The following is a 19,057-nucleotide window of genomic DNA, read 5'->3' on the forward strand; positions in this document are numbered from 1 at the left end:
GGTCATCCGAGCACGACACATGAGGCCGAAACCTGCTGTGCCGTATCGTTTCAATAGGGTCTCGGCGCGTTTTTTCAAGAGCTGCAACAGGCCTGACCTGCCCAAGTGGGGCCAACGACGGGAGCGCGGACGACAAGGGGAAAAAAAAGCCCAGATGCGCTAGAATCGCCGCTTTCCGTCGGCAAGAGCGAGTTTCCCGCCCCATGGCCCAGCGTATCGCCATCAACGGCTACGGTCGTATCGGTCAGTGTGTGCTGCGCGCACTGCTGGAGCGGCAGTTGAACCGCTCCGGCGCCCAGGCGCTGGAAGTGATAGCGATCAACGAGCTCTCCGACCTGGACACCATCGCCTACCTGACCCGCTACGACACCACCCACGGCCGTTTTCCCGGCCAGGTGGCAACCGACGGGAACCGGATGATCGTCGACGGTGCGCCGATCACCATCCTCACCGAGCCTGAGCCAAGCCGCCTGCCCTGGGCAGAGCTCGGCATCGACCTGGTGCTGGAGTGCTCGGGCAGCTTCAAGGATCGCGCCACCGCCGAGGCGCATCTTGCCGCCGGGGCCGGACGCCTGCTGTTCTCCCAACCCGCCGAGAGCGACGTCGACGCCACCATCGTGTGCGGCATCAACGACGCCGAGCTTACCGCCGAGCACCGCATCGTCTCGGCCGCATCGTGCACCACCAACTGTCTGGTGCCGGTGCTGACGGTGCTCGACCGGGCACTGGGCATCGAGCACGGCGTGACCACCACGGTGCACTCGGCGATGAACGACCAGCCGGTGATCGATGCCTACCACCAGACCGACCTGCGCCTGACGCGCTCGGCGATGCACTCCATCGTGCCCGTCGACACCAGCCTGGCGCGTGGCATCAACCGCCTGATGCCGCATCTGGCCGGGCGCTTCGAATGCCTGCACATGCGCGTGCCGACGATCAACGTCTCGGCCATGGACCTGTCGCTCTGCGTGCGCCGCGACACCACCGCCGCCGAGGTCAACGCCCTGCTGCGCGAGGCCAGCGACGGCCCCCTGGCCGGCCTGCTCGGCTACACCGAGGAGCCCATGGCCTCGATCGACTTCAACCATGACCCCCGCTCGGGTATCGTTGACGCCACTCAGACCCGGGTGGCGGGCAAGCGCCTGATCAAGCTGCTGTGCTGGTTCGACAACGAGTGGGGCTTCGCCAACCGCATGCTCGACGTCGCCCAGCGCCTGGCGGCGCTGCCCCCGGCGAGCCGCTGACCCGCTTCGGTTTCCCTCAATCAAGGAAAGGAAGACGCCCGATGAACGTGCTCAAGATGACCGACCTCGACCTGCGCGGAAAGCGAGTGCTGATCCGCGAGGACCTGAACGTACCCGTCAAGCACGGCAAGGTGACCAGCGACGCCCGTCTGCGGGCCAGCCTGCCGACCATCCAGGCAGCCACGCAAGCCGGTGCCAAGGTGATGCTGATGAGCCACCTAGGGCGCCCCACCGAAGGCGAACCGGCCGCGGAGTTCTCGCTGGCGCCGGTGGCCGAGCGCCTCGGCGAACTGCTCGGTCGCCCGGTGCGGCTGGTCGAGGACTATCTCGACACCGCCCAGGACCTGGCCGAAGGCGAGGTGGTGCTGCTCGAGAACGTACGCTTCAACGTCGGCGAGAAGAAGGACGACGAGACCCTCGCCCAGCAGTACGCCGCGCTGTGCGACATCTACGTGATGGACGCCTTCGGCACCGCCCACCGCGCCCAGGCCTCCACTCATGGAGTGGCACGCTTCGCCCCGCAGGCCTGCGCCGGCCCGCTGCTGGCCGCCGAACTCGACGCCCTGGAGAAGGCGCTGGCCACACCCAAGCGCCCCATGGTCGCCATCGTCGGCGGCTCCAAGGTCTCGACCAAGCTTGAGGTGCTCAACGCCCTCTCCGCCAAGTGCGACCAGCTCATCGTCGGCGGCGGCATCGCCAACACCTTCATCGCCGCGGCCGGTCACAACGTCGGCAAGTCGCTGTATGAAGCCGATTTGGTCGCCCAGGCCAAGGCACTGATGGCCAAGGTCGAGATCCCGCTGCCCACCGACGTGGTGGTGGCCACCGAGTTCTCCGATTCGGCCGAGGCCGTGGTCAAACCCGTCGACCAGGTAAGCGACGACGAGATGATCCTCGACATCGGCCCCGACACCGCCGGGCGGCTCGCCGGCCTGCTCAAGGATGCCGGCACCATCCTGTGGAACGGCCCGGTGGGCGTGTTCGAGATCGACCAGTTCGGCAAGGGTACCGAGGCGCTGTCGCGCGCCATCGCCGAGAGCAACGGCTTCTCCATCGCCGGCGGCGGCGACACCCTGGCCGCCATCGACAAGTACGACATCGCGCAGCAGGTCTCCTACATCTCCACCGGCGGCGGCGCCTTCCTCGAATACGTCGAGGGCAAGGTGCTGCCGGCAGTGAAGGCGCTGGAAGACGCTGCACACTGACCCGACCCGCCGCCGTCCGGCCATGCCGGGCGGCAGCCCCCAGTCCCCAGACAGATCGACAGAGAACAGGTGAGATCATGGCACTGATCAGCATGCGCCAGATGCTGGACCACGCCGCCGAGCGCGGCTACGGCATTCCGGCATTCAACGTCAACAACCTCGAGCAGATGCGCGCCATCATGGAAGCGGCCGATGCCACCGACTCCCCGGTGATCGTGCAGGCCTCCGCCGGCGCGCGGAAGTACGCTGGCGCGCCCTTCCTTCGCCATCTCATCCTGGCCGCAGTGGAGGAGTTCCCCCACATCCCGGTGGTGATGCACCAGGACCACGGCACCAGCCCGGCGGTGTGTCAGCGCTCGATCCAGCTCGGCTTCTCCTCGGTGATGATGGACGGCTCGCTGGGCGAGGACGGCAAGACGCCGATGGACTACGACTACAACGTCGACGTCACCCGTCGCACCGTCGAGATGGCCCACGCCTGCGGCGTCTCGGTGGAGGGCGAGCTGGGCTGTCTGGGCAGCCTGGAGACCGGCATGGCCGGCGAAGAGGACGGCATCGGCGCCGAGGGCGTGCTCTCCCACGACCAGCTGCTGACCGACCCGGAAGAGGCCGCCGCGTTCGTCAAGGCGACCCAGGTCGACGCCCTGGCCATCGCCATCGGCACCAGCCACGGCGCCTACAAGTTCACCAAGCCGCCCACCGGCGACACCCTGTCGATCCAGCGCATCAAGGAGATCCACGCCCGCATTCCCGACACCCATCTGGTGATGCACGGCTCCTCCTCGGTGCCCCAGGAGTGGCTCGCCGTGATCAACGAGTTCGGCGGCGAGATCCCCGAAACCTACGGCGTGCCGGTCGAGGAGATCGTCGAGGGCATCAAGTACGGCGTGCGCAAGGTCAACATCGACACCGACCTGCGTCTGGCCTCCACCGGCGCGGTGCGTCGCTTCCTGGCCAAGCACCCGGGCGAGTTCGACCCGCGCAAGTACCTCAAGGAAACCGTCACGGCCATGCGCGACATCTGCATCGCCCGCTACGAGGCCTTCGGCACCGCCGGCAACGCCAGCCGCATCAAGCCAATCAGCCTCGAAGCGATGTACGAGCGCTACGCCCGCGGCGAGCTGGATCCGAAGGTGAAGTGATCCCGCAGCGTCAGACAGAGGCGGCCCCGACGGGCCGCCTTTTCATTGCTCGTCGCCACGCAGCCCGGCAAGGCGGCAATGCCTGCCGCACAACCCAGGTTATTGCAGCGCAGCAACAGACCGGCGCATAGTCGCGGGAGTTACCCGCACAAGGATGCCCGGCATGAAGACGATGACTCCCTATTCGCTGGTTCCGCTCAACCCCGCCGCCATGATGGACGTATGGAAGCTTGGCCTCATGGCGCTGGAGCTCTGGTCGACGTCACTCTCCACCATCACCATGCGCCATGGGCTATGGCAGACCCAGTCTCCCACCAGCGCCCGCATGCTCCGGGAGAATCAGCGCATGGTGACCGAAAAGCTCGAGGCCGGCCTGGAAACCGGCTTCGAGATGCAGAAAGCCATGCTGCAGATGGCCTTTGGCCAGGGCAATCCCTGGTGGCACACCGGCCGGCGCGCCATGGCTCCCTACCATCGCCGCAGCAGCGCCAATTCGCGGCGGCTCGCCAGGCGACGCTGACCTTGCATGGCGGCCCAGGCCCTACCTACAGTGAAGGGGCAGCTTGCCAAGGAGAGGTCGACATGAAGTCACGCACGCTGACCGGAGGCATCCTGGCCGCAACGCTCGTCACCGCCTCGGCTTTCGCGGCGCCTGAGAACGCCGACACCGACGACCCGGCCCAGGTAGAAGGCATGCATCCGGAGGAATCGGAACAGCAGCTCGATGCAAGACCCGACCCCATCGATCAAGCCAGGGTGGAAGTCGGCGAGCAGGAGCCCTTCGGCCGCTACCTGACCAACCAGAACGGCAAGAGCCTCTACATGTTCGAGCAGGATGAACAAGGCGGCGAGTACTCGACCTGCTACGAGACCTGCGCCATTGCCTGGCCGCCCTACACCACCGAGGAACCGCCCGCCGCCGGCGAGCATGTCGATGCCGAGCGCCTGGGCACCATCGAACGTGACGACGGCACACGGCAGGTCACCTACGACGGCTGGCCGCTCTATTTCTTCGCCCGCGACGTCTATCCCGGCGATGCGCTCGGCCAGGGCATGGACCACATGGGCGGCCCCTGGTACCTGATCGCTCCCGATGGCGAGATCATCGAAGACGAGGGACCGGAACAGGCCGAGCCGGTGGAGCCGGGCAGCCCATGACCTGACCCTGCAAGGTGGGCGGCGGGCATGACCGTCCTTTACTTCGCCTGCTAAACTCTCCGGTCTTGTCCGAGACCGGAGTCCGCATGCCTGCCGCCGCCAAGTCCTTGCCCACCCCGCGCCAGTGGATTTCCCTCTTTGCCACGGGCGCGGTGACCCTGTTTCTGCTGCTGAGCCCCGAGCTGCCGTTGCTGGTGAGAGCCGGTGCGGTGATCGGGCTGTGCATCGGGCTGTGGGCGACCGGCTGGCTGCCGCAGTGGCTGACGGCGCTGGTGTTCTTCACCCTGTGTACCGTGGCCGGGGTGGCCTCGGCGGACATCGTCTTCGCCGGCTTCGGCTCGGCGGCGACCTGGCTGGTGTTCTCGGGCCTGATCATCGGGGCGGCGATTCAGTACACGGGGCTCGGCAATACGCTTGCCCGGGGGGTCGGCCCCTGGCTGGAGGGTTCCTATCGGCGCGCGCTGATCGGGGTGATTCTGCTGGGTCTGGCAATGGCCTTCTTCATGCCTTCCGGCATGGGGCGCATCCTGCTGATGGTGCCGATACTAACCACCCTGGCCGACCACCTGGGCTACGAACCCGGCGACAAGGGCCGTACCGGATTGATTCTCGGCGGCATGATGGGCACCTTCCTGCCCACCTACGCCATCCTGCCCGCCAACGTGCCCAATAACGTGCTGATGGGTGCCGCCGAGGCGGTACTGGGCACGCCGCCCAACTACAGCGAATATCTGCTGCTGCACTTCCCGGTGCTGGGGCTGCTCAAGACGCTGCTGCTGATCGCGGTGATGCTGTGGCTCTACCCGGCACGCGCGCCCAAGCAGAGCGACTCGGTTGCCGAGAGGCCCCATCTCTCACGCCCCGAACTCGGTTTGGCAGCGCTGCTCTCGGTGGCGGTACTGCTGTGGATGAGCGATGCCTGGCACGGCATCTCCCCGGCCTGGATCGGCATGCTGGTGGCGTTAGTCTGCCTGTTTCCCGGCAGCCGCCTGATGGGTGCCAATCCCCTGCAGTCGATCAGCTTCGACTCGTTTCTCTACGTCGCCGGCATCGTCAGTCTCGGTGCGTTGGCCTTTCATAGCGGCCTGGGGGAGCGCGTGGCTGGCAGCCTGCTCTCGGTGCTGCCGCTGCGCGAGGCCACCGATGCCGCCGCCTTCGGCATGCTCTCGGGGCTCGCCATGGTACTTGGCACACTGGTCACGCTACCGGGTATCCCCGCCATTCTGACTCCCATGGCGCCGGGGCTCGCCACCATCACCGGCTGGACGCCGGAGGCCGTCTACATGACTCAGGTGGTGGGGTTCTCCACGGTGCTGCTGCCCTACCAGGCGCCACCCTTGATCGTCGGCATCCTGGCGGCACGCATCTCGCTGCGCGAGACCGCCAGGCTGTGCCTGATCACGGCCCTGCTCAGCGTGCTGCTGCTATGGCCGCTTAATTATCTCTGGTGGGAATGGCTCGGCTGGATCTGACCGCCCTCACAAACGAGTCGCCCCCGGCATTGGCCGGGGGCGACAAGAGGGGAATTACCCGTTCAGGCGATTACCAATCCTGGTCGTCGTCCTCATCGGTTTCCCACTCTTCCTCTTCATCTTCGGTTTCCCACTCGTCGTCAGCGGTTTCCCACTCTTCCTCTTCGTTCTCCTCTTCCCACTCGTCAGCGTCCCACTCTTCCTCCTCGTTCTCGTACTCAATGCCGTCGATCACGGGAGCCTGGCCGCTAGTTTCCGGAGCGGTCTCTTCAGGGAAGGTATCCTGACCCTCTTGCTCTTCTTCATCAAAACCGGCCATGGCCAGCGGGCTGGCGCTCAGGCCAAAAGTGATACCGACGATACCGAGCTTCTTGAGGAATTCCTTGGACATCATGTTCGTACCTCCAGCGAAGTTTGAACTGCTTTCCTGAATGTTCGAAACCCCTGTGACAGTGATTCCGATCGGCCCTTTATATGAAGCGAGATGCAGGCCAACTTGCCAGATAATAAAATAAATTCTTAAAAATCAGCCAGATATAAAAATAAAGAGCATATCAATGCTCACCCGAGGCAGCCGAGGCGGTGGAGCAATATGTCACATGAGCATTGATTGACCATGTCAGGGCCGCTTAGCCCGACGCTCTCGATCAGTCAAAACTACGACATGCCGCCCGAGCTCATATGAGTTAAAAACAAAACCGCCCCCGGCAGTGCCGGGGGCGGTTCCGAGGAGGTTGATTTACTTCAACCTTCCGATGACGTCGCCATCATCCTTGACAGCGACTGCCCATCCCTGGGCGTCAGGCTTTACCAATCCTGGTCGTCATCATCCTCTTCCCATTCTTCCTCTTCGTTCTCTTCTTCCCACTCATCGTCGGCATCGAAGCCGTCGTCACCGTTGAAGCCAGTGTCACCTTCGGCCCCGGCACCGGCGCCTACACCGGTATCTGCACCGGTTTCACCGGCCCCGACACCTGCACCAGCATCTGTGCCAGCACCGGCCCCAGCTTCGCCTTCGCCAACACCCACATCAGCATCGGCACCCGCGCCAGTTCCAGCGCCAGCACCTGCATCTTCACCCGGCACGGTCTCTTGCGGCACCGCACCCTGGTCGTCCTCTTCGTCATGGAAATCGGCAAAGGCCAGCGGGCTGGCGCTCAGGCCAACAGTGATACCGACAATGCCGAGTTTCTTGAGAAATTCCTTGGACATCATGTTCGCACCTCCAAAGGAGTTGAACGTGAGTTTTCCTGTCGAAGCCGAAGCTTCACGTCATACCGGAGAGCTAGCGTACTCGTTTGCTGTGGCCCACCGGCATGTCCTGCTCGACCTGAAGGTTGCATGCACCGGGCCAGAGATACCGAAATTCAATTAAACATATTTTAAAAACAATGATTTACCAGGAGTTCAGCGGATGAAAAAGAGCCTGAAAAAGCGCCCCAGAGGTGGTGAGTTATGACACATGCGCCTGTTCTAGGCAGGCACACTTTCGGCAGGGGAAGGCTTCACTACCTGGCGCGTTGCAAGCGGCGACGCGATGTTACTCAAGGACTTGAATATGGCGCGCTTACGCGCAATACTTAGGAAACAGCGTTCGCAAACATGCGGCGGCCTAAACTTCTCGCTCCGCATGCCGATACAAGAGGTATCAAAGCTCGACAGTCACGAGACTGCGAAGGAAGTTCGGTATGATTCGCCCCTTTTGCCTGCTCTTCGATTGCGATGGCACGTTGGTGGACAGCGAACCCCTGCTGGCCGCCGAAATGGCTTCCAGCCTGACCCGGCTGGGGCTGCCCTTTCAGGCCAGCGACTACATCGGCGAATTTCGTGGCAGCCGCTTCCGCAACATCGTGGCGGCGCTCGAGGAGCGTTACGGCAGCGTCGATCCTCTGCACCTGGCCGAGACCGAAACCGAGATGCGCAGCAATCTCAATCGGCGCCTCGAGACCGAACTCACCGCCATCACCGGGGCTCGTGAAGCCCTCATGGCCTTGATCGACTATCCCTGCGGCGTGGTCTCCAACGGGCCCGAGAACAAGATCCGCACCTCCTTGAAAGCCATCGGCTTCGGCGACTTTTTCGGCTCGCACCTCTACAGCGCCTATACCGCCAACTGCTGGAAGCCCGACCCGCGTCTCTATCTGCATGCCGCCATGGCGATGGGCTTCGATGCCGAAGAGTGCATTGCGATCGACGATGCCCTGGTCGGCGTCAAGGCCGCGCTCGATGCCGGCATGACGGTAGTCCACTTGAATCGCTTCCCCGACGCCGAGGAGACCCCCGAAGGCGCCATCATGATCAGCAGCATGTATCAGCTGCCCACCGTGATCGAAAACCTGGCCCACTCCCGGGCACTGGAGAGCCGGCAGTTCGCCTACGCCCGCTGATCGACACCCGCGTTTGCGGCTTCTTGTCGCCGCTAACCGGCACCACCAAGCGGCACCCACCAGGCGTCATCCTCCCATAGGCAGACCCTTCCCAGGGACGTTATCATCGCCTCTCACCCATGCTGCCCAATGTCAGGAGCTCTCATGGCCTCACTGCAGGACCAGCTGCGCGGCCTGGTCTACTCCACCGAACACGGTGACATGTGCCCCGGCTGCCGCCAGCCTCAGGCCGGCTGCCGCTGTAGCGAACTCGCCGAGCAGGAGCGCCTCGCAGCGCTGGACGGCGTCGTCCGCATTCGCCGGGAGACCAGCGGTCGCAAGGGCAAGGGAGTCACCACCATCAGCGGCATTCCGCTGCCCGCCGCCGAGCTCAAGGCGCTGGCCAAGACACTCAAGAAACGCTGCGGCACCGGGGGCTCGCTACAGGACGGCATCATCGAGATCCAGGGCGATCATCGCGAGCTGTTGAAGGCCGAGCTCGAACGCCGAGGCTTTACCGTCAAGCTTGCCGGTGGCTGAACGAGGAGAGGACATGGCTGTTGCACGACATTCCCTACGCACCGCTCTGCGCCGTAACCGCATCGGCATCGCTGCGCTGACGCTGCTGATGCTGGCGGGCTGCGCCGGTACTCCCGAGTTCGCCGAGGTGGAGGTCCAGGTCGAGCCGCCGGGCGGCGTGGAGCTCGCCCAGGACGCCGAACTTCGCGTCTGGCTGAGCGATGCCGGGGGTACGCTGGCGGAAACCCGGGCGACGCCAAGCGGGGCCGGCCCCTGGCCTGCGGCACTGCGCTTCGACCAGCGCACTCTCGAGGCCGCCAGCGCGCCGCGCCTGGCCGCCGAGCTGCGCCAGCAGGGGCGCATCACCCACATCACACCGGAACCGGCGGAGATGCCGGCAAGCGGCCGAGGCCCGGTCAGCCTGCCGCTCGAGCCACGCCCGTAAACGCGAGCGCAGCGGCTTCGAGCACCGGCCCGATCGGCGCTTCGAGCTTGAGCGCATAAAGCGCATCGGCGCGGGTGCGACCGAGGTTGAGACAGGCGATCGGCAGGCCGGCCTCGCTGGCCTGCCGGGCGAAGCGGTAGCCGGAGTAGACCATCAGCGACGAGCCCACCACCAGCAGGGCCTCGGCGCCTTCGACCAGAGCCCGGGCGCGCTCGACGCGCTCTCGGGGCACGCTGTCACCGAAGAACACCACGTCGGGTTTCCAGATCCCTACCCCGCAGCGCGAGCAGCCGGGCACCTCGAAGGAGGAGAAATCGGTTTCGAGGGCGGCATCGCCATCGGGGCGCACTTCGGCCTCGTGCTCGAGCCAGTCGGGGTTGCGTTCGGCCAGCTCGGCATGCAGATCATGGCGCATGCGCAGCGCCCCGCAGTCCATGCAGCGCACCTGTTCGGCGCGTCCATGCAGGTCGATGACATGGCACGAGCCGGCCTTCTGATGCAGCCCATCGACGTTCTGGGTGATGACCCCGCGTACCACGCCGGCCTGTTCCAGGTGTGCCAGAGCACGATGGGCAGCGCCGGGGCGGGCACCGTGCAGGGTGCGAAAGCCCACCAGCGCACGCGCCCAATAGCGCTGCCTGGCGGCCGCACTGCCCATGAACTGCTGATGCTGCATGGGTGGCGCGCACTTCCACGCGCCTGCTTCATCCCTGTAAGCGGGAATGCCGCTGTCGGTGCTGACCCCGGCGCCGGTGAGCACCGCCAGGTTGGAATGACGCACCAGAAACTCGCGCAGGCGTTCGACCGCTTCTGTCCCGGCTGGCTGTCGTGTATCGTTCATCATCTATCCGTCATGCTGCGGCGCATACGCCTCTGTACCGAAGACATGGTACTGAAGACATGGTACTGAAGACATGGTACCGAAGATGGCTCCGGGCGCCTCAGGTTGTCTAGAATGTCACGCTCACGTGACTCCCATCGGCAAGGACGAACCCATGGCCTGGCTGGAATACCTGCTGCCACTCATCTTCCTCTTTCCGCTCGGGGCCATGGCCGTCATCGTCATCGCCTTGCGCAACCTGCACGATGCCCGGGTTCGCTCGCCGTTCAACGCCCGTCCTCTGAGAGAGCCCGGCCAGGCCCTGCGTAACCGGCTCGACCGTGCCTTTGCCACGCTGTTTCTCAACGGTGCCCTGGGGCCCATCCTGACCTTGGCGCCACTGGTCTACGGCATGGGCCGCATGCTCTTCGCCAGCCGCCAGAACTGGGTCGAATGGGCGCTGTACGGGGCGCTGAGCACGGTGCTGGTGCTGGTCTACTGCTTCCTGCTGATTCGCGACTTCCAGCACATCCGCCGCATCAAGCTGGGGCTGGCCTGCGATCTGGCCGTGGGCCAGGAGCTGGAGCGCCTGGTGAGCCCCGAGGCGCACCCCTACTTCGTCTTCCACGACGTGCCCACGGATACCGACATCATCGACCACGTCGCCATCACCCCTCACGGTGTCTTCGTGGTCGAGACCCGCGCCCGCACGCGGCCGTTCACCGCAGACGGACGCGAGATCAACGTCGTCACCGTCGAGCCCGAGCGGCTGCGCTTCCCGGGCTGGAGCGAGCATCGCCCCATCCTCAAGACTCTGCGCGCCTCGCACTGGCTGGCCGGCTGGCTGGAGCAGCGCTGCGGGCAACCGGTCCCGGTCATGGGCGTACTCACTCTGCCCGGCTGGGACATCACCTGTGCCGGCACCCCGGAGGGGCTGATGGTGGTCAGCGGCGAGTCGCTCTCTCAGCAGCTCAGCGAACGGCGCCTCGGCGAGCTCGACGACGAACTGCACGACAGGGTGATCGAGGCACTGATCGAACGTGCCGCCGAGCTGGACCGCAACCCGGGGCTGAGCGAACCCTCGATCTGAGCTTTGTTCACCTGCCCCCGGCTCAGTCCCCCCTGAGGCGTCCGCCCATTTCCTGGGCCAGGTCGACGGCGTAGTGGTCGGTCATGCCGCCGATGAAATCGAGCATGCGCCGGTAGCTGTCGTACAGCGGCCAGGAAGGGCGCGGGGTGTTCTCGCCGATCAGCGCCAGCACCCGCTGATGCTTGAAGCTCGATTGTCCGCTGAAGTGCAGCTCATGGGCGGCGCCGATGAAAGCCTCGAGCAGGATGCCCAGGGTGGTGTAGGCGCCGATCTCCAGCTTGGCCTTGCGCTCGTTCTGGAAGATGCGCTCGCGCGCCAGCTGCTTGGCGGCCGCCACCCCCCAGCCCAGGTCGGGATGGCAGAGCTCGAGCAGGTCGCTATTGAGCGTACCGTTGAGCAGCGCGTTCTCGTGCTCGACGAACACGGCCCCCACATCGTTGACGGCCCGCTCCATGGCGGCACCCCGCAGTGCGGCGATGCGCCGCCGCTGGGAGACGCCGTCGCGGGCCATGCGCGCATAGTCCGAGGGCGCATCTCCGGCGATCTGCAACAGCACCTCAGCGACCTCCTCGAAGCGCAGGATGCCCATCTCCAGGCCGTCCTCCAGGTCGAGCAGCGCGTAGCAGATATCGTCGGCCGCCTCCACCAGCCACGCCAGCGGATGGCGACACCAGCGCCCTTCGCCGCGGGGCAGCAGGCCCAGGCAGCGGGTCACGTCCTCAAGCAGCGGCCGCTCCGACTGGTAGCAGCCGAACTTGCCGGCGCTGCCGCCGTGCTCCACGGTCCAGGGGTACTTGAGCAGGGTGCCCAGGGTCGCCGCAGTGAGGCGCATGCCGCCGCGAAACTGGTTGTATTCGATCTGGGTGACGATGCGAAAGCCCTGGGCATTGCCCTCGTAGGTCAGCAGATCGGCGCGCTCGCGCTCGGAAAGCCCCTCCAGCAGCCCGCTGCCATCCGCCTCGGCGCGCTTGAACCAGTCGCGGATGGCGTATTCGCCGGCATGCCCGAAGGGCGGGTTGCCGATATCGTGTCCCAGGCAGGCGGCCTGCACGATCACGCCGAGATCGGCCGGCGTGATCCATTTTGGCAGCCGCTCGCGCAGCAGCTCGCCGACGATCATGCCCAGGCTGCGCCCCACGCAGCCCACCTCCAACGAGTGGGTCAGGCGGGTGTGAATATGGTCGTTGTCGGTCAACGGGTGGACCTGGGTCTTGCGCCCGAGCCGCCGAAACGAGCCGGAGAAGACGATGCGGTCATGGTCCTTGTGGAACGGGCTGCGCCCGATCTCGTCACGCCCGCTGGTGGGTTTGCCATGCAGCCGCGAGGGGTCGAGCAACTGCTGCCAATGCATCTGGGTCATGGGCTTCCTCCTGAAGCCTTCATTCTGGCACCGCCATGGGTGACATGGCCATCGTCGCCGTAAGCGCCTCGCTTGTCGCATAGCGCGGGGCTTGCCTAACTTGTCAGTACGTTCACCCGCACGAGAGGTCGACCACTCGACAAGGAGGCAGCATGGCACGCAAACCCGACGCAACCCGCCCCCAGCAGCCCGGCGACGAGGCACCGCCCGGCACACCCGGTACCGGAGAGAACGTATGCCCCAAGTGCAAGGGCGACGGCCGGATCGATGACGGCACCTGCCCCGAGTGCGGCGGTTCCGGTTATGTCATCGAGGGCATCGGTGGCGGCTGAGCGGCCCCACCAGGCACCCACACAAAAGAGGCCGAACTTCAGCGGTTCGGCCTCATTGCGTGAGCGCAGGCGACAGCAGCAGCCCAATCATGGCGCCAGCTCAGTAGTCGTAGTCGCTGCCTTTGATATAACCGCTGGTGTCGCGTTGGCGCACGGTGGTGGTCTGTAGACGAGGCCCCGGCGAGCGTGCCGGCGAAGGCAGCGCCATGGGACGAGCAGGCAGACCGTCACCGCGTGCCGCCGCTCCCCGGGCACGCTCCACCCCTTGCGGAAAGCCGCTACGCCCACTGTAGTCGGGTGTGCGTCCGGCCTGGTAGGCGTGCCGCCGGGTCTGGTCCTGAGCACAATACAGGCTTACCGCCGTGCTTGCCCCCACCGCCACCAGCGCCAGCTTGACGCTGCCGTGCTTGGGGTGGTCGCGGTCGGCCAGCAGCGCCAGCAGCGCCGCCAGATCCAGCGCATCGCCGGCACTGCGCGCCCACAACGCGGGCTTGGGATTGACGCTCAGCGCACCGATACCGGTGGCTACACCACGTGCGCCGCAAAGACGCACGATGGCTTCCGCCCCTTCCACGCCCAGCGCTCTTGTCACGCTGCGCGGCGCCAGCAGCTGGTAGAGACCCAGCCCGATGCCCAGCCAGCCGAGCCCACGTGCCAGCCTGTCGCTGGTCTGCAGCGAATGGCTCCGGTCGAGATTCATCTGTTCACCTCCATGTCGGTTTTCTGCATCCGGCGCACAAGCCGCTCAAGGCTTGAGTACCACCTTCACGCAGCCGTCCTGCTTGTCGCGAAAGGTGTTGTACATTTCGGGCCCTTGCTCCAGGCCGGCGCTGTGGGTGACCACGAAGGAAGGGTCGATCTGCCCCTCGTCGATCAGACCCAGCAGCTCGTCGGTCCAGCGCTTGACGTGGGTCTGACCGGTGCGCACGGTCAGACCCTTGTTCATCAGCGGCCCCATGGGCACCTTGTCGATCAAGCCGCCGTAGACGCCGGGGATCGACAGGATACCGCCGGGACGGCAGACGTAGATCATCTCGCGCAGCACGTGGGCGCGGTCGTTCTCCAGCATCATCGCCTGCTTGAAGCGGTCGTAGACCGAATCGAGGGAGCGCGGCACGTGAGACTCCAGCCCCACCGCATCGATGCACTTCTCCGGCCCCTTGCCCCGGGTCAGCTCCTGCAGGCGGGCGAGCACGCTCTCCTCGTCGAAGTCGATCGCGATCGCCCCGCCAGCCTCGGCCATGGCCAAGCGCTCGGGCACGTTGTCGATCACCACCACCTGCTCGGCACCCAGCAGCACGGCGCTGCGCACGCAGAACTGGCCAACGGGCCCGGCACCCCAGATGGCCACGGTATCGGTGGGCTCGATGTCACACTGCACCGCCGCCTGCCAGCCGGTGGGGAAGATATCGCCGAGGAACAGCACCTGCTCGTCGCTCAGGCTGTCGGGTACCTTGACGTGGGTGGTGTCGGCGAAGGGCACGCGCACGTACTCCGCCTGGCCGCCGGCATAGCCGCCGGTGAGATGCGAGTAGCCGAACAGGCCGGCCCCGGCATGGCCGAACACCTTGTCGGCCAGCGCCTTGTTGCGGTTGGAGCGCTCGCACAGGGAAAAATTGCCGCGCCGGCACTGCTCGCACTCGCCGCAGGTGATGGTGAAGGGCACCACGACGCGGTCGCCGACCTTGAGCTCGCGGGTCTCGTTGCCGACCTCCATCACCTCGCCCATGAACTCATGCCCCACCACATCGCCCGATTCCATGGCCGGAATGAAGTGGTGGAACAAGTGCAAGTCGGAGCCGCAGATGGCGCAGCTGCTGACATTGATGATGGCGTCGCGGGGATGTTCGATCTTCGGGTCGGGAACCGTTTCGTAGCGGATATCGTTCTTGCCGTGCCAACACAGCGCTTTCATGACTCTCTCCCTGTCTTTGACTGCCTGCGAAAGCGAATGACCTGAACTTCACCTTAGTTCAGCGGCGTCCGGCGACAGGTAAGGGAGTTTGGTAGCTCGGTTACGATCCTTTGCACACATGTGCAGGCCCGGCGCCCTGGCAAAGCACCGGGCGCTTGTCACCCGCAGTTGGTAACCGTTATCCACCACAGACTATCTTGCCCACCTCAGTCTTCCGCCAGTGAGGGCAACAGCGTCTTGAGCTTGCGCGTCAGTGTATTGCGCCCCCAGCCCAGCAGCTCGGCGGCTTCGCCCTTGCGCCCGCCGGTGTGTTTCAGCGCCGTCTCGATCAGGATGCGCTCGAAGTCCGGCACCGCCTCCTCCAGCAGATGGGTATGACCCGCCGCCAGGGCGCGGTCGGCCCAGTCGCGGAAGGCGGCGCGCCAGTCGCCGCTGGGGGCCTCGCCGCTCTCGCCCTGGCGCAGCTCCGGCGGCAGGTCTTCGACCAGGATCTCACGCCCCGAGGCCATCACCGTCAGCCAGCGACAGGTATTCTCCAACTGGCGCACGTTGCCGGGCCACGGCAGCCGGGTCAGGTGGGTCTCGGCATCCTTGGTCAGTACCTTGACGTCGGTGGCGAGCTCCTTGGCCGCCTCGGCCAGGAAGTGCCGCGCCAGGCGGGGAATGTCTTCGCGCCGCTCGGCGAGCTTGGGCAGATGGACACGAATCACGTTGAGGCGATGGAAGAGGTCCTCGCGAAAGCGACCGTCCTCCACCAGCGCCTCCAGGTTCTGGTGGGTGGCGGCAATGATGCGCACGTCGACCTTGACCGGGGTATGGCCGCCGACGCGATAGAACTCGCCGTCGGCCAGCACCCGCAGCAGCCGCGTCTGGGTCTCGGCCGGCATGTCGCCGATCTCGTCGAGGAACAGCGTGCCGCCGTTGGCCTGCTCGAAGCGCCCCTGGCGCTGCGCGGTGGCGCCGGTGAAGGCCCCCTTCTCGTGGCCGAACAGCTCGGACTCGATCAGATCGCGCGGGATGGCGGCCATGTTCAGGGCGATGAACGGGTGGGCCGCGCGCGGGCTGTGCTGATGCAGGGCACGGGCCACCCGCTCCTTGCCGGTGCCCGACTCGCCGTTGATCAGCACGGTGATGTGCGAGTGCGACAAGCGGCCGATGGCGCGAAACACCTCCTGCATGGCCGGCGCCTCGCCGATGATCTCGGCGTTCAGCCCTTCGGGTACGCTCACCGGCCGCTTGCGCTCGCGGGCATGGGCCACCGCGCGGCGCACCAGGGCCAACGCCTCGTCGACGTCGAAGGGCTTGGGCAGGTATTCGAAGGCACCGCCCTGGTAGGAGGCCACGGCGCTGTCGAGGTCGGAGTGGGCCGTCATGACGATGACCGGCAGATCGGGATGCACCTCGCGGATCCGCGACATCAGGTCCAGGCCGTCGATGCCCGGCATGCGGATATCGGTGACCAGCACGTCGGGGGGATCGTCGAGAAGACGGCTGAGCGCCATATCGGCCCGGTCGATGCACTCGACCTCGAGGTCGGGCTGAGCCAGGGCGCGCTCCAGCACCCAGCGAATGGCGCGGTCGTCGTCGACCACCGCGACACGTGCGACATCAGTCATGGCGCTTCTCCAGTGGAATAAGCAGACGAAACTCGGTATGACCGGGGCGGGACTCGCATTCGATCAGTCCTTGATGCTGATGCAGAATGCCCTGGGCAATGGACAATCCCAGTCCACTGCCGTCGGCGCGCCCCGATACCATGGGGTAGAAAAGGGTTTCCTGCAGGGCTTCGGGAACACCGGGGCCGTTGTCGATCAAGGCCACCTCGCAGACCAGGCGATGACGCTCGGCGCCCAGGGTGAACTGGCGGCGGGCGCGGGTACGCAGCAGCAGGCTGGGCGCTGCGGTACCGGCCTCGGTCATGGCTTCCACTGCGTTGCGCGCCACGTTGAGCACCGCCTGGATCATCTGCGCCTCGTCGCCGGGAAAGTCCGGCAGGCTGGGGTCGTAGTCGCGCTCGATGCTCACCCCCGGTGTCTCGGCGGAAAGCAGCGTACGCACCCGCTCCAGCACCTTGTGCACGTTGAGCGGCTCGTGACGCAGCAGCTTGTTCGGCCCCAGCATGCTGTCGACCAGGTCGCGCAGGCGGTCGACCTCCTCGACGATGATATGGGTGAATTCCCGCAGGGCGGGGTCGTCAAGGTCGCGCTCCAGCAGTTGAGCGGCGCCACGGATGCCACCCAGCGGGTTCTTCACCTCGTGGGCCAGCCCCCGCGACAGCACCTTGATCGCCTCCTGACGGTTGAGAAGGGCCTCCTCGCGGGATATCCGCAGCAGCCGGTCGCGCGGCTCCATCTCCACCAGCAGCTCGGCCGCGGAGAGCGGCGTGACCGTGTAGTCGATGGTCACCACGGCGCCGCCCAGCAGCGCCAGGCGCACTTCGCGCTGGGTAAAGGGATGCTGGTCGTCCCGCGCCTTGGCCAGCACCTCGCCCATGCCGTCGTCTTCGACCAGCAGTGCCGCCAGGCTGTGGCCCTTGACCCGCCCCAGGCTGACTGCCAGCAGGGCCTCGGCCGCCGGATTCATCCAGCTCAACTGCAGCTCGTCGTCCAGCAGCAGCACCGCCGTGGTGAGGTGTTCCATCAGGCGTCGATACATTTTCGACCTTTTCTCGCAAAATGAAGGGGGACTGAGCGCAGCGCTTGCATCGTCATGGCGCATGCCCGGCTCATCGCCGAAGCGGCATCTCCCCTGGGCGTCACCGGCCCCTACACAAGAAGCAAGCAAGAAGTGCGCCAACCCTTATAAGAGCGCTATAGCGCCGTTTCGGGGCGGATGTCGCGTCCGCCTATGCACCATAATGGTGCGCTCAGAGAGAAAGCGCCAGCGAAGAAAGCGCACGCCTCATCCATCATGGTGCGAACCCACCCTATATCGGGGCAGCCTGTTGGAAAGCGAGGCAGCAGAAGGAACTCAGCCGTCGCTTCCCGGCAGAGTGGCGCTGGAGCGCTGCACGTAGAGCGAGACCGGCGCCGTGCGGTGGCGTATCTGCCCCTGAGCGTCGAGCAGCTCGGCCTGCAACACGTATTCGCCGCGAGACAGATTGGTCAGCATGAAGGCACTGGTATGCATGGCGGTCTGGCTCACCTGGCCATCGACCAGCAGCCTTACGCGATGGTCGGGACGCAGCGCCGGCACAATGGCCAGTTCGACCTGCAGATTGCCGGCGTAGCTGGCAGGCAGGTCGCCCCCGTGCTCGGGCGAGCGAATGCGGAAGGTGTCGTAGGGCATGAAGGGCTGGCCCGGCGACTGGCCCGCCCGCGGGGTGGCTCCCTCAGCCCGTGGCGGCTCGGCCCGGCGCCCCTCGGTGCGCGAAGGGATCACGGTCACCGGTGCCAGCTGGACCGGCTCGCCGCCGCGGTTGGGGTCGTCGGTGAAGATCACATTGCCCTGGGCATCGGTGGTGCGATAGATGGTCGTGGCCTGTGCCGAATGCGCCATCAGCACTCCCAGCAGGCACGGCACGATCAGCTTGAGCATGGGTCGCTCCCCCTTGGCTGTTCCGCAGCGCACCTGCCGGCCGAACCCGGGCATGGGCGGGTCGGAATCGGGCGCGCGTAACGGAACGTTCCGCCTAGTGTACGAATCGGGTAGGGGCCGGGGTCACCCCCGGCGCCCTCCCACACCACCGTACGTACGGTTCCGTATACGGCGGTTCATGAAGAACGGTTAAGCCCTCTTACCGTATCCAGTACCGAGATCAGGCCCAGCCCGTCGAACCGCTTCCGCGGCAGGGCCTGATTCATGTGCGAGGCACCCGCATTCCACCAGGCTCCTCGCCCATTCCCCGCTGATTTCCAGGCACGGTATGCGTCCAGGCCTAGCGCCAGAAGCTTCCGGCGCCGGGTCGTCGGGCGCTTCCACTGCCGCCAGATCACACAGCGTAATCGGCGACGTGTCCATTGATCCAGCGCTTCCAGCGGGCGTTTCAC

21 protein-coding genes are annotated in these 19,057 nt (G+C 65.8%); 11 read left to right on the forward strand and 10 right to left on the reverse strand.

The genetic code is table 11. The features are described 5' to 3' along the window. Nucleotides 1-203: 203 nt before the first annotated feature. The 6 genes from C4S71_RS19490 (at nt 204) to C4S71_RS19515 (ending at nt 6,221) form a co-directional block, all read left to right on the forward strand. A complete protein-coding gene (locus C4S71_RS19490) occupies nt 204-1,244 on the forward strand; it encodes a type I glyceraldehyde-3-phosphate dehydrogenase (RefSeq protein WP_103970262.1) in 1,041 nt (346 codons plus the stop codon). Nucleotides 1,245-1,285: 41 nt separating this feature from the next. Next, complete coding sequence (locus C4S71_RS19495) at nt 1,286-2,449, forward strand: phosphoglycerate kinase (protein ID WP_103970263.1); 1,164 nt, start codon at nt 1,286-1,288, stop codon at nt 2,447-2,449. Nucleotides 2,450-2,526: 77 nt separating this feature from the next. Then, nucleotides 2,527-3,591 (forward strand): class II fructose-bisphosphate aldolase, encoded by a 1,065-nt coding sequence (gene fba, locus C4S71_RS19500; protein ID WP_010626414.1) that lies wholly within the window; start codon nt 2,527-2,529, stop codon nt 3,589-3,591. 163 nt (nt 3,592-3,754) lie between these two features. Further along, on the forward strand, nt 3,755-4,111 hold the full coding sequence (locus tag C4S71_RS19505) for a hypothetical protein (protein ID WP_086511860.1): 357 nt from the start codon (nt 3,755-3,757) through the stop codon (nt 4,109-4,111). Nucleotides 4,112-4,173: 62 nt separating this feature from the next. Next, entirely contained in the window at nt 4,174-4,749 is a 576-nt protein-coding gene (locus C4S71_RS19510) for a COG4315 family predicted lipoprotein (RefSeq protein ID WP_086511861.1), read from the forward strand. An 86-nt stretch (nt 4,750-4,835) separates the two neighbouring features. Then, nucleotides 4,836-6,221, forward strand: coding sequence for an SLC13 family permease (locus tag C4S71_RS19515; protein WP_086511862.1), 1,386 nt, complete (start codon nt 4,836-4,838; stop codon nt 6,219-6,221). Nucleotides 6,222-6,291: 70 nt separating this feature from the next. Here C4S71_RS19515 and C4S71_RS19520 read toward each other — a convergent pair whose 3' ends face one another. Beyond that, the gene (locus tag C4S71_RS19520; protein ID WP_010626410.1) at nt 6,292-6,615 is read right to left on the reverse strand and encodes a hypothetical protein; all 324 of its coding nucleotides are present in this window, start codon (nt 6,613-6,615) and stop codon (nt 6,292-6,294) included. A gap of 413 nt (nt 6,616-7,028) precedes the next feature. Further along, a complete protein-coding gene (locus tag C4S71_RS22530; protein WP_160113415.1) occupies nt 7,029-7,436 on the reverse strand; it encodes a hypothetical protein in 408 nt (135 codons plus the stop codon). A 473-nt stretch (nt 7,437-7,909) separates the two neighbouring features. Here C4S71_RS22530 and C4S71_RS19530 point away from each other — a divergent pair, with 473 nt between their 5' ends. From C4S71_RS19530 to C4S71_RS19540, 3 genes are all read left to right on the forward strand, one after another. Continuing rightward, nucleotides 7,910-8,608, forward strand: a complete 699-nt coding sequence (locus C4S71_RS19530) for an HAD family hydrolase (RefSeq protein WP_103970264.1) — start codon at nt 7,910-7,912, stop codon at nt 8,606-8,608. A 144-nt stretch (nt 8,609-8,752) separates the two neighbouring features. Continuing rightward, nucleotides 8,753-9,127, forward strand: coding sequence for a translation initiation factor Sui1 (locus C4S71_RS19535; RefSeq protein ID WP_086511864.1), 375 nt, complete (start codon nt 8,753-8,755; stop codon nt 9,125-9,127). A 13-nt stretch (nt 9,128-9,140) separates the two neighbouring features. After that, nucleotides 9,141-9,551, forward strand: coding sequence for a YbaY family lipoprotein (locus C4S71_RS19540; RefSeq protein ID WP_086511865.1), 411 nt, complete (start codon nt 9,141-9,143; stop codon nt 9,549-9,551). Here the strand turns inward: C4S71_RS19540 and C4S71_RS19545 are convergent. Continuing rightward, nucleotides 9,523-10,395: an NAD-dependent protein deacetylase gene (locus C4S71_RS19545; RefSeq protein ID WP_103970265.1), complete on the reverse strand. Its 873-nt coding sequence runs from the start codon at nt 10,393-10,395 to the stop codon at nt 9,523-9,525. The two genes, C4S71_RS19540 and C4S71_RS19545, sit on opposite strands and share 29 nt — an antisense overlap. A 151-nt stretch (nt 10,396-10,546) precedes the next feature. On the opposite strand from C4S71_RS19545, the gene C4S71_RS19550 reads away from it, so the two are divergent. Beyond that, nucleotides 10,547-11,461 (forward strand): nuclease-related domain-containing protein, encoded by a 915-nt coding sequence (locus C4S71_RS19550; RefSeq protein WP_103970266.1) that lies wholly within the window; start codon nt 10,547-10,549, stop codon nt 11,459-11,461. Between the two features lie 22 nt (nt 11,462-11,483). On the opposite strand, the gene C4S71_RS19555 is transcribed toward C4S71_RS19550, so the two are convergent. Beyond that, the gene (locus tag C4S71_RS19555) at nt 11,484-12,821 is read right to left on the reverse strand and encodes a deoxyguanosinetriphosphate triphosphohydrolase (RefSeq protein ID WP_086511868.1); all 1,338 of its coding nucleotides are present in this window, start codon (nt 12,819-12,821) and stop codon (nt 11,484-11,486) included. 152 nt (nt 12,822-12,973) lie between these two features. Between C4S71_RS19555 and C4S71_RS19560 the strand changes: the two genes are divergently transcribed. Next, nucleotides 12,974-13,153 (forward strand): hypothetical protein, encoded by a 180-nt coding sequence (locus C4S71_RS19560; protein ID WP_086511869.1) that lies wholly within the window; start codon nt 12,974-12,976, stop codon nt 13,151-13,153. 100 nt (nt 13,154-13,253) lie between these two features. Here C4S71_RS19560 and C4S71_RS19565 read toward each other — a convergent pair whose 3' ends face one another. The 6 genes from C4S71_RS19565 to C4S71_RS19590 all read right to left on the reverse strand — a co-directional run. Continuing rightward, on the reverse strand, nt 13,254-13,853 hold the full coding sequence (locus C4S71_RS19565) for a hypothetical protein (protein WP_103970267.1): 600 nt from the start codon (nt 13,851-13,853) through the stop codon (nt 13,254-13,256). 45 nt (nt 13,854-13,898) lie between these two features. After that, entirely contained in the window at nt 13,899-15,068 is a 1,170-nt protein-coding gene (locus tag C4S71_RS19570) for a zinc-dependent alcohol dehydrogenase (RefSeq protein WP_086511871.1), read from the reverse strand. Between the two features lie 206 nt (nt 15,069-15,274). Beyond that, entirely contained in the window at nt 15,275-16,684 is a 1,410-nt protein-coding gene (gene ntrC / locus C4S71_RS19575; protein ID WP_086511872.1) for a nitrogen regulation protein NR(I), read from the reverse strand. Then, nucleotides 16,677-17,723 carry a nitrogen regulation protein NR(II) gene (gene glnL, locus C4S71_RS19580; protein ID WP_086511873.1) on the reverse strand — a complete coding sequence of 349 codons (1,047 nt, stop codon included), beginning with the start codon at nt 17,721-17,723 and terminating at the stop codon, nt 16,677-16,679. Before glnL ends, ntrC begins: the two co-directional genes overlap by 8 nt. Nucleotides 17,724-18,038: 315 nt before the next feature. Further along, nucleotides 18,039-18,605 (reverse strand): DUF4124 domain-containing protein, encoded by a 567-nt coding sequence (locus C4S71_RS19585; protein ID WP_086511874.1) that lies wholly within the window; start codon nt 18,603-18,605, stop codon nt 18,039-18,041. Between the two features lie 176 nt (nt 18,606-18,781). Further along, a partial coding sequence (locus C4S71_RS19590) for a group II intron maturase-specific domain-containing protein (protein ID WP_304481842.1) occupies nt 18,782-19,057 on the reverse strand: 276 nt, incomplete at its 5' end.

The organism is Billgrantia desiderata (genome assembly GCF_900108215.1).
Lineage (GTDB): Bacteria > Pseudomonadota > Gammaproteobacteria > Pseudomonadales > Halomonadaceae > Halomonas > Halomonas desiderata.

What these genes read in the sequence shown, in the direction of transcription:
- C4S71_RS19490 (WP_103970262.1), top strand. Translation starts at nt 204, where the DNA reads ATGGCCCAGCGTATCGCCATCAACGGCTACGGTCGTATCGGTCAGTGT.
- C4S71_RS19495 (WP_103970263.1), top strand. Translation starts at nt 1,286, where the DNA reads ATGAACGTGCTCAAGATGACCGACCTCGACCTGCGCGGAAAGCGAGTG.
- fba (WP_010626414.1), top strand. Translation starts at nt 2,527, where the DNA reads ATGGCACTGATCAGCATGCGCCAGATGCTGGACCACGCCGCCGAGCGC.
- C4S71_RS19505 (WP_086511860.1), top strand. Translation starts at nt 3,755, where the DNA reads ATGAAGACGATGACTCCCTATTCGCTGGTTCCGCTCAACCCCGCCGCC.
- C4S71_RS19510 (WP_086511861.1), top strand. Translation starts at nt 4,174, where the DNA reads ATGAAGTCACGCACGCTGACCGGAGGCATCCTGGCCGCAACGCTCGTC.
- C4S71_RS19515 (WP_086511862.1), top strand. Translation starts at nt 4,836, where the DNA reads ATGCCTGCCGCCGCCAAGTCCTTGCCCACCCCGCGCCAGTGGATTTCC.
- C4S71_RS19520 (WP_010626410.1), bottom strand. Translation starts at nt 6,615, where the DNA reads ATGATGTCCAAGGAATTCCTCAAGAAGCTCGGTATCGTCGGTATCACT.
- C4S71_RS22530 (WP_160113415.1), bottom strand. Translation starts at nt 7,436, where the DNA reads ATGATGTCCAAGGAATTTCTCAAGAAACTCGGCATTGTCGGTATCACT.
- C4S71_RS19530 (WP_103970264.1), top strand. Translation starts at nt 7,910, where the DNA reads ATGATTCGCCCCTTTTGCCTGCTCTTCGATTGCGATGGCACGTTGGTG.
- C4S71_RS19535 (WP_086511864.1), top strand. Translation starts at nt 8,753, where the DNA reads ATGGCCTCACTGCAGGACCAGCTGCGCGGCCTGGTCTACTCCACCGAA.
- C4S71_RS19540 (WP_086511865.1), top strand. Translation starts at nt 9,141, where the DNA reads ATGGCTGTTGCACGACATTCCCTACGCACCGCTCTGCGCCGTAACCGC.
- C4S71_RS19545 (WP_103970265.1), bottom strand. Translation starts at nt 10,395, where the DNA reads ATGATGAACGATACACGACAGCCAGCCGGGACAGAAGCGGTCGAACGC.
- C4S71_RS19550 (WP_103970266.1), top strand. Translation starts at nt 10,547, where the DNA reads ATGGCCTGGCTGGAATACCTGCTGCCACTCATCTTCCTCTTTCCGCTC.
- C4S71_RS19555 (WP_086511868.1), bottom strand. Translation starts at nt 12,821, where the DNA reads ATGACCCAGATGCATTGGCAGCAGTTGCTCGACCCCTCGCGGCTGCAT.
- C4S71_RS19560 (WP_086511869.1), top strand. Translation starts at nt 12,974, where the DNA reads ATGGCACGCAAACCCGACGCAACCCGCCCCCAGCAGCCCGGCGACGAG.
- C4S71_RS19565 (WP_103970267.1), bottom strand. Translation starts at nt 13,853, where the DNA reads ATGAATCTCGACCGGAGCCATTCGCTGCAGACCAGCGACAGGCTGGCA.
- C4S71_RS19570 (WP_086511871.1), bottom strand. Translation starts at nt 15,068, where the DNA reads ATGAAAGCGCTGTGTTGGCACGGCAAGAACGATATCCGCTACGAAACG.
- ntrC (WP_086511872.1), bottom strand. Translation starts at nt 16,684, where the DNA reads ATGACTGATGTCGCACGTGTCGCGGTGGTCGACGACGACCGCGCCATT.
- glnL (WP_086511873.1), bottom strand. Translation starts at nt 17,723, where the DNA reads ATGTATCGACGCCTGATGGAACACCTCACCACGGCGGTGCTGCTGCTG.
- C4S71_RS19585 (WP_086511874.1), bottom strand. Translation starts at nt 18,605, where the DNA reads ATGCTCAAGCTGATCGTGCCGTGCCTGCTGGGAGTGCTGATGGCGCAT.